A 17,332-nucleotide genomic window follows, 5' to 3' on the forward strand; every position below is an offset into this window, starting at 1 on the left:
ATGCAGGCGCTGCCCGAGGGCGGCGCGATGGTCGCGGTCAAGGCCACCGAGGCCGACGTCCTGCCGCTGCTCACCGAGAACGTCAGCATCGCCGCTATCAACGGGCCCACTTCGGTGGTGATTTCGGGTGACGAGGCCGAAGTCCTCGCCATCGCCGGTCGGTTCGAGAAGAGCAAGAAGCTCAAGGTCTCGCACGCGTTCCACTCGCCGCTGATGGACGGCATGTTGGCGGAGTTCCGGGCCGTCGCCGAGGGCCTGAGCTACGCAGAGCCGGTCATCCCGGTCGTGTCCAACGTGACGGGTGAGCCGGCCACGGCGGAGGAGCTGTGCTCGCCCGAGTACTGGGTCCGGCATGTCCGCCAGGCGGTCCGCTTCGCCGACGGCATGCGGACCCTGGAGGCTCAGGGCGTCACCACCTTCGTCGAGCTCGGCCCGGACGGTGTGCTGTCGGCCATGGGCCAGGAGTGCGTTGAGCAGGGCGTGTTCGTGCCCGCGCTGCGTGCCGAGCGCCCGGAGGTGCAGACCGCGCTGACGGCGCTCGTCACCGCGCACGTCGAGGGCGCCCAGGTCGACTGGCGAGGGTTCTTCGCGGAGGCCGGTGCCCGGCGAGTCGACCTGCCGACGTACGCCTTCGACCGCGAGTGGTTCTGGCTCCACGCCCCCGCTCTGACCGGGGATGTCCAGTCCGCCGGCCTGGGTGCGGCGGACCACCCGCTGTTGGGTGCGGCGGTGTCGCTGGCCGATGCGGACGGTGTGCTGTTCACCGGCCGGCTCTCGCTCCAGTCGCACGCCTGGCTGGCCGATCACACGGTGCTGGGTTCGGTGATCCTGCCCGGGACCGCCTTTGTCGAGCTCGCGCTGCGGGCCGGCGACCAGGTGGGTTGCTCGCTGGTGGAGGAGCTGACGCTGGAGGCGCCGCTGGTGCTTCCGGAGTCGGGCGGTGTGCAGGTCCAGGTCCGGGTCGGAGAGCCCGATGGTGAGGGCCGTCGTTCGGTGACGGTCCACTCGCGGGCCGAGGGCTCCGGTGAGGACGGCCTCTGGACGCGTCATGTCTCGGGTGTGCTGACGGAGGGTGCGTCGGTCGCTGAGGGTGCGGATCTGGTGGAGTGGCCGCCGGCGGGTGCCGAGGCCGTGGACGTGGAGGCGTTCGCGCGGGGTCTGGCGGAGGCCGGGCTGGTGTACGGGCCGGCGTTCCAGGGCCTGCGGTCGGCGTGGCGTCGGGATGGCGAGGTGTTCGTCGAGGTCGTGCTGCCGGAGGCGGTGAGCGGGGATGCCGGGTCGTTCGGTGTGCACCCGGCGCTGCTGGACGCGGCGGTGCAGGCTGTGGGTCTGGGCGGGTTCGTCCGGGCCGAGGGACAGGCGCACCTGCCGTTCGCGTGGGCTGGTGTCGAGCTGCACGCTTCGGGTGCGGACGCGCTGCGGGTGCGGCTGGTGTCCGCCGGTACGGACGCGGTGTCGCTGACGCTCGCGGACGCCGAGGGGCAGCCGGTCGGCACGGTCGGTTCGCTGGCTCTGCGGCCGGTGGTCGCCGGGCAGCTGACGGCCGCGGGTGGGTCGACTGACTCGCTGTTCGGTGTCGACTGGGCGCAGGTTGCGTTCGGTGAGACGGGCCGCGAGGTCCTCGTGGTGGGTGACCTCGCGGAGCTGGATGCGGTGGAGGTCGTGCCGTCGCTGGTGGCGGTGGAGTTCGGTTCTGCGGACAATTCCGGTGCCGAGGAGGTGCACGCGGCTGCGGTCCGTGCGCTGGAGCTGGTGCAGGAGTGGCTGGCGGAGGAGCGGTTCGCCGCTTCGAAGCTGGTCGTGGTGACGCGTGGCGCTGTCGCTGTGGATGCGGCGTCGGGTGTTGCGGGTCTGGCGGAGTCGGTGGTCTGGGGTCTGGTGCGCTCGGCGCAGTCGGAGAACCCGGACCGGCTGGTGCTGGTGGACCTGGAGTCCGGTGCGGAGCTGCCGTCGGGTGTTGTCGAGTCCGGTGAGCCGCAGGTGGCGGTGCGTGGGGGCGTGGCGTTCGCGCCGCGTCTGGTGCGCGTCGCTACCGAACCGGACAACGGCGTGTCGCTGGGCGAGGGTACGGTCCTCGTCACGGGTGGTACGGGTGGTCTCGGTTCGCTGGTGGCCCGGCACCTGGTCACGGCGCACGGGGTGCGGAGTCTGGTGCTGACCAGCCGCCGCGGCCTGGGCGCGCCGGGTGCTGCCGAACTTCGTGACGAGCTGGCCGGGTTGGGCGCCGAGGTGGACGTTGTCGCGTGCGACGTGTCCGACCGCGACGCTGTCGCCCGCATGCTGGAAGGCCGTTCGCTGTCCGCGGTGGTCCACACCGCCGGCGTCCTTGACGACGGCCTGGTGTCGTCGCTGACGCCGGAGCGGTTGTCGGCGGTGCTGCGTCCGAAGGTGGACGCGGCGGTGATCCTGCACGAGCTGACCGCCGGAATGGACCTGTCGGCGTTCGTCCTGTTCTCCTCCGCCTCCGGCGTCTTCGGCGCCGCAGGCCAGGGCAACTACGCAGCCGCGAACGCGTTCCTGGACGCGCTCGCCGAGCAGCGCCGCGCCACCGGCCTGCCCGGCATGTCGCTGGCGTGGGGTCTGTGGGCCGAGGACGGCGGCATGGCCACCAGCCTGAGTGAGGCCGACGTTCGTCGCCTGGCCCGGGCCGGCGTGGCGCCGCTGCGGTCGCAGGAGGGTCTGGCCCTGTTCGACGGTGCGCTCACCCTGGAGCGCGCCCTGGTCGTCCCCATGCACCTCGACCCCGTCACGGCGGTCGGAAGCAGCGACGTTCCGCCGCTGCTGCGCGGACTCGTCCGTACGCCGCGTCGCCGGACCGCCGCGAGCGGCAGCACCGCAGCCGCCGGTTCGCTGGCGGAGCGCCTGCTGGCCCTGCCGTCCGCGCGCCGCGACGAGACCGTCCGCGAGGTGGTCCGTACGCAGGTGGCCGAGGTTCTGGGGCACGGTTCGGCCGCCGAGGTCGACCCGGCCCGGGCCTTCCGGGAGTTGGGCTTCGACTCGCTGACGGCGGTCGAGCTGCGCAACCGTCTCAACGCGGCCACCGGCCTGCGGCTGCCGGCCACGCTGGTGTTCGACTACCCGACGCCCGCCGCGCTGGCCGACTTCATCCGCGACGAACTCGTGGGTGAGGCCCCGGTGGTGGCCGAGGTGCTGTCCACGACGGTCGTGGACGAGCCGATCGCGATCGTCGGCATGGCCTGCCGTTACCCGGGCGGGGTCGCCTCGCCCGAGGACCTGTGGCGTCTGGTTGCGGAGGGCGGTGACGGCATCACGTCGTTCCCGACCGACCGCGGCTGGGACCTCGACGCGCTCTACCACCCGGACCCGGAGCACCAGGGGACGAGCTACGCCCGCGAGGGTGGCTTCCTGCACGACGCGGGCCGCTTCGACGCGCGGTTCTTCGGGATCTCCCCGCGCGAGGCGCTCACCATGGACCCGCAGCAGCGCCTGCTGCTCGAAACCTCCTGGGAGGCCTTCGAGGGGGCCGGCATCGACCCGGCCACCCTGCGCGGCAGCGCGACCGGCGTCTTCGCCGGTGTGATGTACCACGACTACACCTCGGTGCTGACCAGCGCGGAGGAGGACGTCGAGGGGCACCTCGGTACGGGCAACGCGGGCAGCGTGGTCTCCGGGCGTCTGGCGTACACCTTCGGTCTTGAGGGCCCGGCGGTCACCGTCGACACGGCCTGCTCCTCCTCGCTGGTCGCCCTGCACTGGGCCATCCAGGCCCTGCGCAGCGGCGAGTGCACGATGGCGCTGGCCGGCGGTGTGACCGTGATGGCCACCCCGGGCGCGTTCATCGAGTTCAGCCGCCAGCGCGGCCTCTCGGTCGACGGCCGCTGCAAGGCCTTCTCGGCCGACGCGGACGGCACCGGCTGGGGTGAGGGTGTCGGCATGCTCGTGCTGGAGCGGCTGTCCGACGCGCAGCGCAACGGGCACCAGGTTCTCGCGGTGGTCCGTGGCAGTGCGATCAACCAGGACGGTGCCAGCAACGGGCTGACCGCCCCGAACGGCCCGTCCCAGCAGCGGGTGATCCGCCAGGCCCTGGCCAACGCCGGACTGTCGGCCGAGCAGGTCGACGCGGTCGAGGCGCACGGCACCGGCACCTCGCTGGGCGACCCGATCGAGGCGCAGGCGCTGCTGACGACCTACGGCCAGGAGCGTGCCCAAGAGCCGCTGTGGCTGGGGTCGTTGAAGTCCAACATCGGTCACACCCAGGCGGCGGCCGGTGTCGGTGGCATCATCAAGATGGTGATGGCGATGCGGCACGGCGTGCTGCCGCAGACGCTGCACGTCAACGAGCCGTCCCCGCACATCGACTGGGCCTCCGGCGCGGTGGAGCTGCTGACCGAGGCCCGGCCGTGGCCGGAGACCGGACGTCCGCGTCGCGCGGCCGTCTCCTCCTTCGGCTTCAGCGGCACCAACGCCCACGCCATCATCGAGCAGGCCCCCGAGGCCGCTCCGATCGAGGCCGCTCCGGCCGACGAGGCCGCGGGCGTGCTGCCCTGGGCTCTGTCGGGTCGTACCGAGGCCGCGCTGCAGGAGCAGGCGCAGCGCCTGCTGGCGGCGGTCGCGGACGAGCGGCCGGCGGACGTCGGCTACTCGCTGGTGTCCTCGCGGGCGGTGTTCGAGCACAAGGCCGTGGTGGTCGGCGACGGGCGGGACGAGCTGCTCGCCGGTCTCCGTGCGCTGGCCGCAGGGGAGAGCGCTTCGTCGGTGGTCCGGGGTTCCGGATCGGGCGGCAAGGTCGTCATGGTCTTCCCGGGCCAGGGTTCGCAGTGGCTGGGCATGGCGCAGGGGCTGCTGGCGGATGAGCCGGTGTTCCGTTCCCGGATGGAGGAGTGCGCCAAGGCGCTTGCTCCGTATGTGGATTGGGAGCTGCTGGAGGTCGTCTCGGGTGAGGACGGCGGGTGGATGGAGCGGGTGGACGTGGTTCAGCCGGTGCTGTTCGCCGTGATGGTCTCGCTCGCCGAGCTGTGGCGTTCGTACGGTGTGGAGCCGTCGGCGGTGGTGGGGCACTCGCAGGGCGAGATTGCCGCCGCTGCCGTCTCCGGTGCGCTGTCGCTGGAGGACGCGGCGCTGGTGGTGGCGCTGCGCAGCCAGGCGATCATCGAACTGTCCGGGCTGGGCGGGATGGTGTCCGTGCCGCTGCCCGCCGAGCAGGTGCGTGAACTCCTGGAGGGCCGTGAGGGCTTGTCCGTCGCGGCGGTCAACGGCCCGAGCTCGGTGGTGGTTTCCGGTGACGCCGGTGCCCTGGACGAGCTGATGGAGCACTGCGCCGGGCAGGAGATCCGGGCGCGTCGGATCGCGGTGGACTACGCGTCGCACTCGGCGCACGTCGAGCGCATCGAGGCCCGTCTCGCGGAGCTGCTGGCCCCGGTCGCCCCGCGCGTTCCGGAGGTGCCGTTCCACTCCACCGTCACCGGTGAACTGATCGACAGCGCTTCGCTGGACGGCGCGTACTGGTACCGCAACCTGCGCCAGACGGTGGAGTTCGCGGCGACCATCGAGGCCCTGCTGGCCTCGGGCCACTCGCAGTTCGTCGAGGTGAGCGCCCACCCGGTGCTGACCGTCGGCATCCAGGAGGCCGTCGACGCCGCCGGCGCCGAGGCGAGCGTCCAGGGCACCCTGCGCCGTGACCAGGGCGGCCGGGAGCGTTTCCTGACCGCCCTCGCCGAGGCCTGGTCCAACGGCGCCACCGTCGACTGGACCGCCCAGTTCCCCACGGCCCGCCGCGTCGACCTGCCGACCTACGCCTTCCAGCGCGAGCACTACTGGCCGAAGCCCGCCGCCACCCCGGCGGTCGCCGGCACGGCGGCCGCCTCCCCGGCCGACAGCCGCTTCTGGGAAGCCGTGGAGAGCGGCGATCTCGACACGCTGGTGCGGCAGTTGGACCTGGAGGCGTCCGGTGACGGTGCCGCCCTGGCCGCTGCCCTGCCGCTGCTCTCGGCCTGGCGCCGTCAGCAGCGCGACCACTCCACGGTGGACAGCTGGCGCTACCGGGTGGACTGGAAGCCGCTCGCCGAGGTGCCGACCGGCACGCTGACCGGCGGCTGGCTGGTCCTCGTGCCCGCCTCCCTCGGAGCGGAGGACCCGCTGCCGGCCGCGGTCGCCGAGCTGCTGGCCGAGCACGGTGCGCAGCCGAGCGTGCTGCGGGTCGAGGCGGGCGGGGCGGTCGCTGCCCTGGCCGCGGCTCTCGCCACGGCCGCCGAGGAGGGCGTGACGCCGTCCGGCGTGCTGTCGCTGCTCGCGCTGGACGAGGCGCCGCACGCCGAGTACCCGGTGGTCGCGTCCGGTTTGGTCGACACCGTCGACCTGGTCCGGGCCGTCGCCGAGCACGGCGGCGTCAACGGTGGCCTGAACGGCGGCGCGAACGGTGGCCTCCGGCTCTGGCTGGCGACCCGGGGCGCGATCGCGACCGGTGGTGCCGACAGGCTGCACAGCGCGGCGCAGGCGCAGGTCTGGGGCCTGGGCCGGGTGGCCGGACTGGAGCACCCGGAGTGCTGGGGCGGCCTGCTGGACCTGCCGGCCGAGCTGGACGCGCGCTCCCGGGCGCGGGTCGCCGCTGTCCTGGCGGGGATCGGTGACGAGGACCAGGCGGCCGTCCGCTCCTCGGGCGTGTTCGTCCGACGGTTGAGGCGCGCCCCGCTGGGCGACGCGCCGGCCGTCGGGGCGTGGCAGCCGCGCGGCACGGTGCTGGTCACCGGCGGTACGGGGGCGATCGGTGCCCACGTCGCCCGCTGGCTGGCCGAGAACGGCGCCGAGCACCTGGTGCTGACCAGCCGTCGGGGCCTGGACGCGCCCGGCGCGGCCGAGCTGCGTGAGGAGCTGCTGGGCCTCGGTGCCCGGGTGACGGTCGCCGCGTGCGACGTCGCGGACCGGGCGGCGGTGGCCGAGCTGGTCGCGGGTCTGGCCGGGCAGGGCGAGCCGGTGCGGGCGGTGATGCACGCCGCCGGTGTCGGGGACTCGGTGCCGCTGGCCGTCACCGGTGCGGCCGAGCTGGCCGCGAACGCCCAGGCGAAGATCGCCGGCGCGCGGCACCTGGACGAGCTGCTCGGGGACACCGAGCTGGACGCCTTCGTCCTCTTCTCCTCCAACGCGGGGGTCTGGGGCGGTGGCGGCCAGGGCTCGTACGCCGCGGCCAACGCCGGCCTGGACGCGATCGCGCGCATGCGGCGCGAGCGCGGCCTGACGGCCACGTCGGTGGCCTGGGGCGCCTGGGCCGAGGGCGGGATGTCGGACGGCACGGCGGGCGAGCAGATGCGCCGCCGCGGCCTGGTGCCGATGGACCCGGAGCTGGCGCTGACCGTGCTGCGGCAGGCGCTGGAGCAGGACGAGACGTTCCTGGCCGTGGCCGACGTCGACTGGCAGCGGTTCGCCCCGGCCTTCGCGGCCGCCCGGCCGCGTCCGCTGATCGCGGAGGTGCCGGAGGCCCTGGCCGCGCTGGCGGCCGACGCCGGCGCGGGCACCCGCGCGGACGGCGGCTCGCCGCTGCTGCGGAAGCTGACCGGCCTGCCGGCGGGCGACCGTGACCGGGTCCTGCTGGACCTGGTCCGCACCGAGGCCGCCGCGGTCCTCGGCTACGGTTCGGCCGCCGAGGTCGACCCGGCCCGGGCCTTCCGGGAGCTGGGCTTCGACTCGCTGACCGCCGTCGAGGTGCGCAACCGCCTCAACGCGGCCACCGGCCTGCGCCTGCCCGCCACGCTGGTGTTCGACCACCCGACCCCGGCCGCCCTGGCCGCCCTGCTGCGCACCGAACTGCTCGGTGCCGAGGACGAGCCGGTCACCGGGACGGTCGTGGCCACCACCGCCCGGGAGGACGACCCGATCGCGATCGTCGCGATGAGCTGCCGCTACCCCGGCGGCGTGCGGTCCCCCGAGGAGCTGTGGCAGCTGCTGGCCGCCGGCGGTGACGCCGTGGCCGGCTTCCCGGCCGACCGCGGCTGGGACCTGGAGGGGATCTACCACCCGGACCCGGAGCACGCCGGGACCAGCTACGCCCGCGAGGGCGGGTTCCTGTACGACGCGGGCCGCTTCGACGCCGAGTTCTTCGGCATCAGCCCGCGTGAGGCCCTCGCGATGGATCCGCAGCAGCGTCTGCTGCTGGAGACCTCGTGGGAGGCGTTCGAGCGGGCGGGCATCGACCCGGCGGCCCTGCGCGGCGACCAGGTCGGCGTCTTCCTCGGTGCCGCGCCCTCGGGTTACGGCTCCGGCCTGACCGAGCTGCCGGAGGGCGTGGAGGGCCACCTGCTCACGGGCAACGCGGGCAGTGTGATCTCCGGCCGGATGGCGTACGCCTTCGGTCTGGAGGGCCCGGCGGTCACCATCGACACCGCCTGCTCCTCCTCGCTGGTCGCCCTGCACCTCGCGGCGCAGGCCCTGCGCGGCGGCGAGTGCTCGATGGCGCTGGCCGGCGGTGTCGCCGTGATGGCGACGCCGGGCGCGTTCGTCGAGTTCAGCCGCCAGCGCGGGCTGGCCGCCGACGGGCGGTGCAAGCCGTTCGCCGAGGCCGCCGACGGCACCGGCTGGTCGGAGGGCGCGGGCCTGGTGCTGCTGGAGCGGCTGTCCGACGCGCGGCGCAACGGGCACCCCGTGCTCGCCGTCGTCCGGGGCTCCGCCGTCAACCAGGACGGCGCCAGCAACGGGCTGAGCGCGCCGAACGGGCCGTCGCAGCAGCGGGTGATCCGCGCGGCGCTGGCCGACGCCGGGCTGTCCGGCGGCGAGGTCGACGTGGTCGAGGCGCACGGCACCGGCACGGTGCTGGGCGACCCGATCGAGGCGCAGGCGCTGCTGGCCACCTACGGCCAGGAGCGCGGCGAGGACGACGAGCCGCTGTGGCTGGGCTCGTTGAAGTCCAACCTCGGCCACACCCAGTCGGCCGCCGGTGTGGCGGGCGTGATCAAGATGGTGCTGGCCATGCAACACGCCGTCCTGCCGCGGACGCTGCACGTGGACGAGCCGTCCACGCACGTCGACTGGACGGCCGGCGCGGTGGAACTGCTGCGTGAGCAGCGGGACTGGCCGCAGACCGGGCGGCCGCGCCGGGCCGGTGTGTCGGCCTTCGGCGTGAGCGGCACCAACGCCCACGTCATCCTGGAGCACGCCCCGGCCGTGGAGCCGGAGCAGGCGGAGTCGGCCGAGCCGGCCGAGGCTGTCGGGGTCGAGGGCCCCGTGCTCGTGGCGCTGTCCGGCCGCACCGAGGTCGCACTGCGCGACCAGGCCCGACGGCTGAGCGCGCGGGTGGCCGCCGACGGCGGGCTGCGCCCGGCCGACCTGGCCTACTCGCTCGCGGTCGGCCGCACCGACCTGAACCGTCGCGCGGTGCTGCTCGCGGACGACCGGGCGGAGCTGCTGCGCTCGCTCGCGGCCCTGGCGGAGGGTGGTACGGCCGCCGGGCTGCTGCGCGGCACCCCGCGCGGCGGGAAGCTCGCGTTCCTGTTCACCGGTCAGGGCAGCCAGCGGCTCGGTATGGGCCGGGAGCTGTACGAGGCCTTCCCGGTCTTCGCGGACGCCTTCGACGCGGTCTGTGCGCGGGTCGAACTGCCGCTGCGTGACGCCGTGTTCGGCGATGACGCCGCGGTTCTCGCCCGTACGGAGTTCACCCAGCCGGCGCTGTTCGCCGTCGAGGTGGCGCTGTTCCGGCTGTACGAGAGCTGGGGTGTGCGGCCGGACGTCCTGGTCGGGCACTCGGTGGGCGAGCTGGCGGCCGCGCACGTCGCGGGTGTCCTCTCGCTGGACGACGCCGTCACGCTGGTATCGGCCCGTGGCCGCCTGATGCAGGCGCTGCCCGAGGGCGGCGCGATGGTCGCGGTCAAGGCCGCCGAGGCCGAGATCCTGCCGCTGCTCACCGAGAACGTCAGCATCGCGGCCATCAACGGCCCGACCTCCGTGGTGATTTCGGGCGACGAGGGTGAAGTGCTCGCCATCGCCGGGCAGTTCGGGAAGACCAAGCGGCTGCACGTCAGCCACGCGTTCCACTCGCCGCTGATGGACGGCATGTTGGCGGAGTTCTCGGCCGTCGCCGAGGGCCTGGCCTACGCCGAGCCGGTGATCCCGGTCGTCTCCGACGTGACCGGTGAGCTGGCCACGGCGGAGGAGCTGTGCTCGCCCGCGTACTGGGTGCGCCACGTCCGCGAGGCGGTCCGCTTCGCCGACGGCATGCGGACGCTGGAGGCCCAGGGCGTCACCACGTACCTGGAACTCGGCCCCGACGGTGTGCTCACCGCCCTCGCCCAGGACTGCGTCGACGGGCAGGACGCGGCCTTCGCCGCCGCCCTGCGCGCCGAGCGGCCCGAGGCGCGGACCGCGCTGGAGGCGCTGGCCGCCCTGCACGTGCACGGTGTGACGCCGGACTGGTCGGCGCTGTTCGCGGGCACCGGTGCCCGCCGGGTGGACCTGCCGACCTACGCCTTCCAGCGCGAGCAGTACTGGCTCGGCGGCCCCGGCACGGCCCAGGCCGCGCCGGCCGACGCCCACCGGGACCCGGCGGAGAGCGCGTTCTGGGCGGCCGTGGACGAGGGGGACCTCGCCGGGCTGGCCCGGACCCTGGACGTCACCGGGGACCAGCCGCTGAGCGCGGTGCTGCCCGCGATGTCCTCCTGGCACCGGGGCCTGCGCGAACTCGCCGAGGCCGCCGACTCGGCCTACCGGATCGCCTGGCAGCCGGTCACCCCGGCCGCCGGGGCGCCGACCGGCACCTGGCTGGTCGTGGTGCCCGCCGAGCGGGCGCAGGACGCCGACGTCCTGGCCGTCCGGCGGTCGGTCGCCGAGGCCGGCGCCGAACTGCTGGTGCTGCCGCTGGCCGAGGAAGGCCTCGACCGCGGCGAGACGGCGGCGCGGCTCGGCCGGGCCCTGCTGCAGGACCGCGCCCTGACCGGGGTGCTGTCCCTGCTGGCGGTGCCGGCCGAGCGGGCCGGGGACGAGGACCTGCTGGCCCGGACCGGCGCACTGGTGCAGGCGCTGGCCGACGCCGGTGTGACCGCCCCGCTGTGGGTGGCCACCCGGGGCGGCGCGGCGATCGACGCCGACGGGCCGGTGCGCCCGGAGCGGGCGCGGCTGTGGGGCCTCGGCCGGGTGCTGGCGCTGGAGGCGCCGCAGGCCTGGGGCGGTCTGATCGATCTGCCGGAGGAACTGGACGAGCGGGTGCTCGGCCGGTTCACCGAGGTGCTGGGCGCCGCCGACGGCGAGGACCAGCTGGTGCTGCGCTCCTCGGGCGTGTCGGTGCCGCGCCTGGTCCGGGCGGCGCGCCGCCCGCTGCCGGGCGACCGGTGGTGGGACGGGGCCGGGACGGTGCTGGTCTGCGGCGCCGACGGCGTGGTCGGCGAGCGGCTGGCCGCCCGCCTGGCCGCCGGCGGGGCCGAGCACCTGGTGCTGGCCGGCCGGACGGAGCGGGACGAGGAGGCGCTGCGGGCCGAGTTCGGCGTGCCGGTCACCGTCGTCGACGCCCCGGCCGGCGACCGCGCCGCGCTCGCCGCGCTGCTGGAGCGCCACCCGGTGACCGCCGTGGTGCACGCCGGTGCCGCGACCCCGGTCGGGGCCGTGGACGGCGTCCCGCCGCGGGAGTTGGCGGCGGCCGTGCGCGAGCGGGTCGCCGAGGTGCGCGCGCTGCACGAGCTGACGGCCGCACTGCCGCTGACCGCGTTCGTGGTCTGCTCCACGGCGGTCGGCGTCCTCGGCGGCGTCGGACACGGCGTGGACGCGGTCGCGCATGCGGAGCTGGCGGCCCTGGCCGCCGAGCGCCGCGCGGCCGGGCTGCCGGCGACGGTGATCGCCTGGGGCCCGTGGGCCGAGGACGCCGAGCGCGCCGGGACCACCGGTGCGTGGGAGCGGGCGGGCCTGCGCCCGCTGACCGCGCGGGCGGCGCTGGCGGCACTGCCGGGCGCCCTCGCGGAGCCGGACGGCGCCCCGTTGGTGGCGGACGTGGACTGGGCGCGCTTCGCGCTCGGCTACACCGCGAACCGGCCCGGCCTGCTGATCGGCGACCTGCCCGAGGTGCGTGAACTCGCCCGGGCCGTCCCGGCCGGCGCGGACTCCTCGCTGGCCCAGCGGCTGGCGCAGGTGCCCGCGGCGGACCGTGACCGGGTGCTGCTGGACTTCGTCCGCTCCGAGGTGGCGGCCGTCCTCGGCCACACCGCCCTGGACGCGGTGGAGCCCACCCGGGCGTTCCAGGAGCTCGGCTTCGACTCGCTGATCGCGGTGGAGCTGAGCAAGCGCCTCGCCGGGGAGACCGGACTGAAGCTGTCGCCGACCCTGGTCTTCGACCACCCGAACGCCACCGCCCTGGCCGACCACCTGCGCTCGCGGGTGCTCGGCGCCCAGGACGGCGACGGCCTGCCGGTGGCGGTCCGTCTCTCGGCCGAGGACGACGACCCGATCGCGATCGTCGCGATGGCCTGCCGCTACCCGGGCGGCGTCCAGTCGCCCGAGGACCTGTGGCGGCTGGTGTCGGAGGGCACCGACGCGGTGACCGCGTTCCCGACCGACCGAGGCTGGGACCTGGCCGGGCTGTACGACCCGGACCCGGCGAAGAGCGGCAAGAGCTACGCCCGTGAGGGCGGGTTCCTGCACGACGCGGCGCAGTTCGACCCGATGTTCTTCGGCATCTCGCCGCGCGAGGCGCTCGCCATGGACCCGCAGCAGCGGCTGCTGCTGGAGGTCACCTGGGAGGCGTTCGAGCGGGCCGGGATCGACCCCGCCGCCGTGCGCGGCGACCGGGTCGGCGTCTTCGCCGGCACCAACGGCCAGGACTACGCGCCGCTGCTGGAGGGTTCGCAGGAGGCCGAGGGTCTGGTCGGGACCGGAAACGCGGCGAGCGTCGCCTCCGGCCGGATCTCCTACACCTTCGGGCTCGAGGGCCCGGCGGTGACGGTGGACACCGCCTGCTCCTCCTCGCTGGTCGCCCTGCACCTGGCGGCCCAGTCGCTGCGCAGCGGCGAGTGCTCGCTCGCCCTGGCCGGCGGTGTGATCATCACCTCGACCCCGGGTGTGTTCGTCGAGTTCAGCCGCCAGCGCGGCCTGGCCGCCGACGGCCGCTGCAAGTCCTTCGCCGCGGCGGCGGACGGCACCGGCTGGGGCGAGGGCGCGGGCATGCTCCTGCTGGAGCGCCTGTCCGACGCCCGCCGCAACGGCCACCGCGTGCTGGCGGTCGTCCGCGGCTCCGCCGTCAACCAGGACGGCGCCAGCAACGGCCTGACCGCCCCCAACGGCCCGGCCCAGCAGCGCGTCATCCGCCAGGCCCTCGCCAACGCCCGCCTGACCCCCGGCCAGGTCGACGTGGTCGAGGCGCACGGCACCGGCACCCGCCTCGGCGACCCGATCGAGGCGCAGGCGCTGCTGGCCACCTACGGCCAGGAGCGCGGCGAGAACGGCGAGCCGCTCTGGCTGGGCTCGCTGAAGTCCAACATCGGCCACACCCAGGCGGCGGCCGGCGTCGGCGGCATCATCAAGATGGTGATGGCGATGCGGCACGGCGTCCTGCCGAAGACCCTGCACGTGGACGAGCCGACGCCGAACGTCGACTGGTCGGCGGGCGCGGTCGAGCTGCTCACCGAGGCCAGGGACTGGCCCGAGACCGGTGCGCCGCGCCGCGCGGGCGTCTCCTCCTTCGGTGTCTCCGGCACCAACGCCCACGTCCTCATCGAGCAGGCCCCGACGGCCGACCAGGCCGAGCCGGCCGTCGACCGCGACGCGGAAGGACCGGCAGCCGACGCGCTGCCCTGGGTGCTCTCCGCCCGCGGCAAGGCGGCCCTGCGGGCCCAGGCCGAGCGGCTGCGCGGCTTCGTCGAGGACAACCCCGGCCTCGCGCCGGCCGACCTCGGCCACGCGCTGGCGGCGACCCGCTCGACGTTCGAACACCGGGCCGTCGTGCTCGGCTCCGACCGTGCCGAGCTGCTCGCCGGCCTGACCGCCCTCGCCGGCGGCAGCGGCAGCGGCTACGTCCAGGGCCTGGCCCGCAGCGGCCGCACCGCCGTCGCCTTCACCGGGCAGGGCAGCCAGCGTCCGGGGATGGGGCGTGAGCTGTACGAGGCCTTCCCGGTGTTCGCGGAGGCCTTCGACGCGGTCTGCGCGCGGGTCGAACTCCCGCTGAGGGAGGCGGTGTTCGGTGACGATGCCGCGGTCCTGGCCCGGACGGAGTTCACCCAGGTGGCGCTGTTCGCGGTCGAGGTGGCGCTGTTCCGGCTCTTCGAGAGCTGGGGGGTCCGTCCGGACTTCCTGGTGGGCCACTCGATCGGTGAGCTGGTGGCCGCGCATGTCGCGGGTGTCGTCTCGCTGGACGACGCCGTCGCCCTGGTGGCGGCGCGTGGCCGGCTGATGCAGGCGCTTCCGGAGGGCGGTGCGATGGTGGCGGTCAAGGCCTCGGAGGAGGAGGTGCTGCCGCTGCTGACCGCCCAGGTGAGCATCGCGGCGATCAACGGGCCTGCCTCCGTGGTGGTTTCGGGCGAGGAGTCCGAAGTCCTCGCGATCGCCGGGAAGTTCGAGAAGACCAAGCGGCTGAGCGTCTCGCACGCGTTCCACTCGCCGCTGATGGACGGGATGTTGGAGGAGTTCCGGGCCGTTGCCGAGGGGTTGACGTACAGCGCCCCGCGCATCCCGGTCGTCTCCAACGTCACCGGGGACATGGCCACGGCCGAGGAGCTGTGCTCGCCCGAGTACTGGGTGCGCCACGTCCGCCAGGCGGTCCGCTTCCTCGACGGGATGCGCACCCTGGAGGCCCAGGGCGTGACCACGTACCTGGAGCTGGGCCCCGACGGTGTGCTCACCGCCATGGGCCAGGACTGCGTCGACGCCGACGGCAACGCCGTCCTCGTCCCCGCGCTGCGCGGCGACCGGCCCGAGGCCCGCACCCTGCTGGCGGCCGTGGCCCGGCTGCACGTCCAGGGGGCGGCCGTCGACTGGCCGGCCCTGTACGGGAACCGGCCGGTGCCGGCGCTCGACCTGCCCACGTACGCCTTCCAGCGGCAGCGCTACTGGCCCGAGGCCGTCACGGCCGACACGCCGGCCGCGCCCTCCGCAAGCGGCGACCCGACGGAGGAGCGGTTCTGGACGGCCGTCGAGCAGGGCGACCTCGCCCGGCTCGCCGACACGCTGGACGTCGCCGAGGAGAACCGCTCGGCGCTGCGCGAGGTGCTTCCCGCACTGACCGGCTGGCGCCGGCAGAGCCGGGAGCGCGCCACCCTGGACGCCTGGCGCTACCGGGCCACCTGGCAGACCCTGCCGGAGGACCCGGCAGCCGGGCTCACCGGCAGCTGGCTGCTGGTGGCGCCCGCCGACGGCCCCGGTGCCGAGCTGGCGCAGGCCGCCGCGGACGCCCTCGGCGGCCACGGCGCCGACGTCCGGCAGCTGACGGTGGCCACCGGCGAGGCGCAGGCCGAGGGCTTCGCCGCCCGGCTCGCCGGCGCGGCCGCCGACGGGGACGCCCCGACCGGCGTGCTCTCGCTGCTCGCCCTGGACGACCGCCCGCACCCCGAGCACCCCGCCCTGTCGGCGGGCGTGACCGCGAGCGTCCGGCTGGTCCAGGCGCTCGGCGAGGCCGGCGTCGCCGCCCCGCTGTGGCTGGCCACCAGCGGCGCGGTCGCCGCCGGAGCCGGCGAGCGGATCGAACACGGCGGCCAGGCCCAGATCTGGGGCCTCGGCCGGACCGCCGCCCTCGAACACCCGGACCGCTGGGGCGGTGTGATCGACCTGCCCTCGACGCTCGACGAGCGGAGCGGCCGCCGCCTCGCGGCCGCCCTGGCCGCCGGCGAGGGCGAGGACCAGCTGGCGGTGCGCGCCGACGCCACGTACGTCCGGCGCCTGGAGCGCGCTCCGCTGCCGGCCGGCCCGGTCGACGGCTGGCAGGCCCGCGGCACCGTCCTGGTCACCGGCGGCACCGGCGCCCTGGGCGCCCGGGTCGCCCGCTGGCTGACCGCCAACGGCGCCGAGCACCTGGTGCTGACCAGCCGCCGGGGCGCCGACGCCCCGGGCGCCGCCGAACTGCGCGCGGAGCTGGAGGGCCTCGGCGCCCGGGTCACCCTGGCCGCCTGCGACGCGGCCGACCGGACCGCGCTCGCGGCCCTGGTCGCCGGGCTCGCCGAGGCCGGCGACCCGGTCCGGGCGGTGGTGCACGCGGCAGGGGTCAGCCAGGCCTCGCCGATCGGTGCCACCGGAATTTCCGAATTCGCCGACGTGGTGAATGCGAAGGTGGCCGGAGCGGTGCACCTGGACGAATTGTTCGGCGCGAATTCCGAACCGCTCGACGCATTCGTCCTGTTCTCCTCGATCGCCGCCACCTGGGGCGGTGCCGGCCAAGCCGGATACGCCGCGGCCAACGCATTCCTGGACGCGCTCGCCGAGCAGCGCCGGGCCGCCGGCCTCACCGCCACCGCGGTGGCGTGGGGCCCGTGGGGCGGCGGCGGCATGGCCGCCGAGGACGACGCGGAGGAGCAGCTGCGCCGCCGCGGCCTGCCGGTGCTCGACCCGGAGACGGCCATCGCCGCCCTCGGCGCGGCCCTCGACCACGGCGACACCGCGGTCACCGTCGCCGACGTGGACTGGGCGCTGTTCGCGCCCGGCTTCACGGCGGTGCGCCACAGCCCGCTGATCGGCGACCTGCCGGAGGTCCGGCGGGCGCTGGGCACCGACGGCGCCGCGGACCGGGCGGACGACGGCGAGGCCTCGGCCGAGCTGCGCGGGCAGCTCGCCGAGCTGCCGGAGGCCGGCCAGGAGCAGCTGCTGTTGGACCTGGTCCGCACCCACGTGGCCGAGGTGCTCGGCCACCACGGGGTGGAGGAGGTCGAGGCCGACCGGGCGTTCAACGAGCTCGGCTTCGACTCGCTGACGGCGGTGGAGCTGCGCAACCGGCTCAACCTGCTGGGCGGGCTGCGACTGCCGTCCTCGCTGGTGTTCGACTACCCGACGCCGCTGGCCCTCGCCCGGCACCTGCGCACCGAGCTGGCCCCCGACGGCGCGCCGAGCGCGACCGACCTGCTCGGCGAACTCGACCGGCTGGAGGCCGCCATGGCGGCCGCCGCGCCGGACGACCTGACCCGGACGAAGATCAAGGTCCGGATGCAGGCGCTGCTCTCCCAGTGGGACGACGGTCCGGGCAAGTCCGAGCCGGTGGGCGGCAGCGCGTTCGACGCCACCAGCGACGAGGAACTCTTCGCCCTCATCAACCGCGACCTCGGGAGGGGATGACGCCCGTTCGGAGCGAATGGCCGTGGATTCTCCGTCGTGAATCCGTCATGAATCCGTCGTGAATTCGGGCCGCTGAGCGGGGGTCGGGAATTGTCCCGACCCCCGCTTCGTCATGGGGGCCCTAGGGGGGCTGGTAGGGGTTGTCCGCCTTCACCGC

At 75.2% G+C, this 17,332-nt stretch carries 1 protein-coding gene; it reads left to right on the forward strand.

Annotated elements, in window-relative coordinates; all coding sequences use genetic code 11:
• A partial coding sequence (locus ACZ5OX_RS38520; RefSeq protein ID WP_465636779.1) for a type I polyketide synthase occupies positions 1–17,175 on the forward strand: 17,175 nt, incomplete at its 5' end.
• Positions 17,176–17,332 lie beyond the last annotated feature (157 nt).

Source organism: Kitasatospora sp. NPDC032121 (assembly GCF_055580145.1).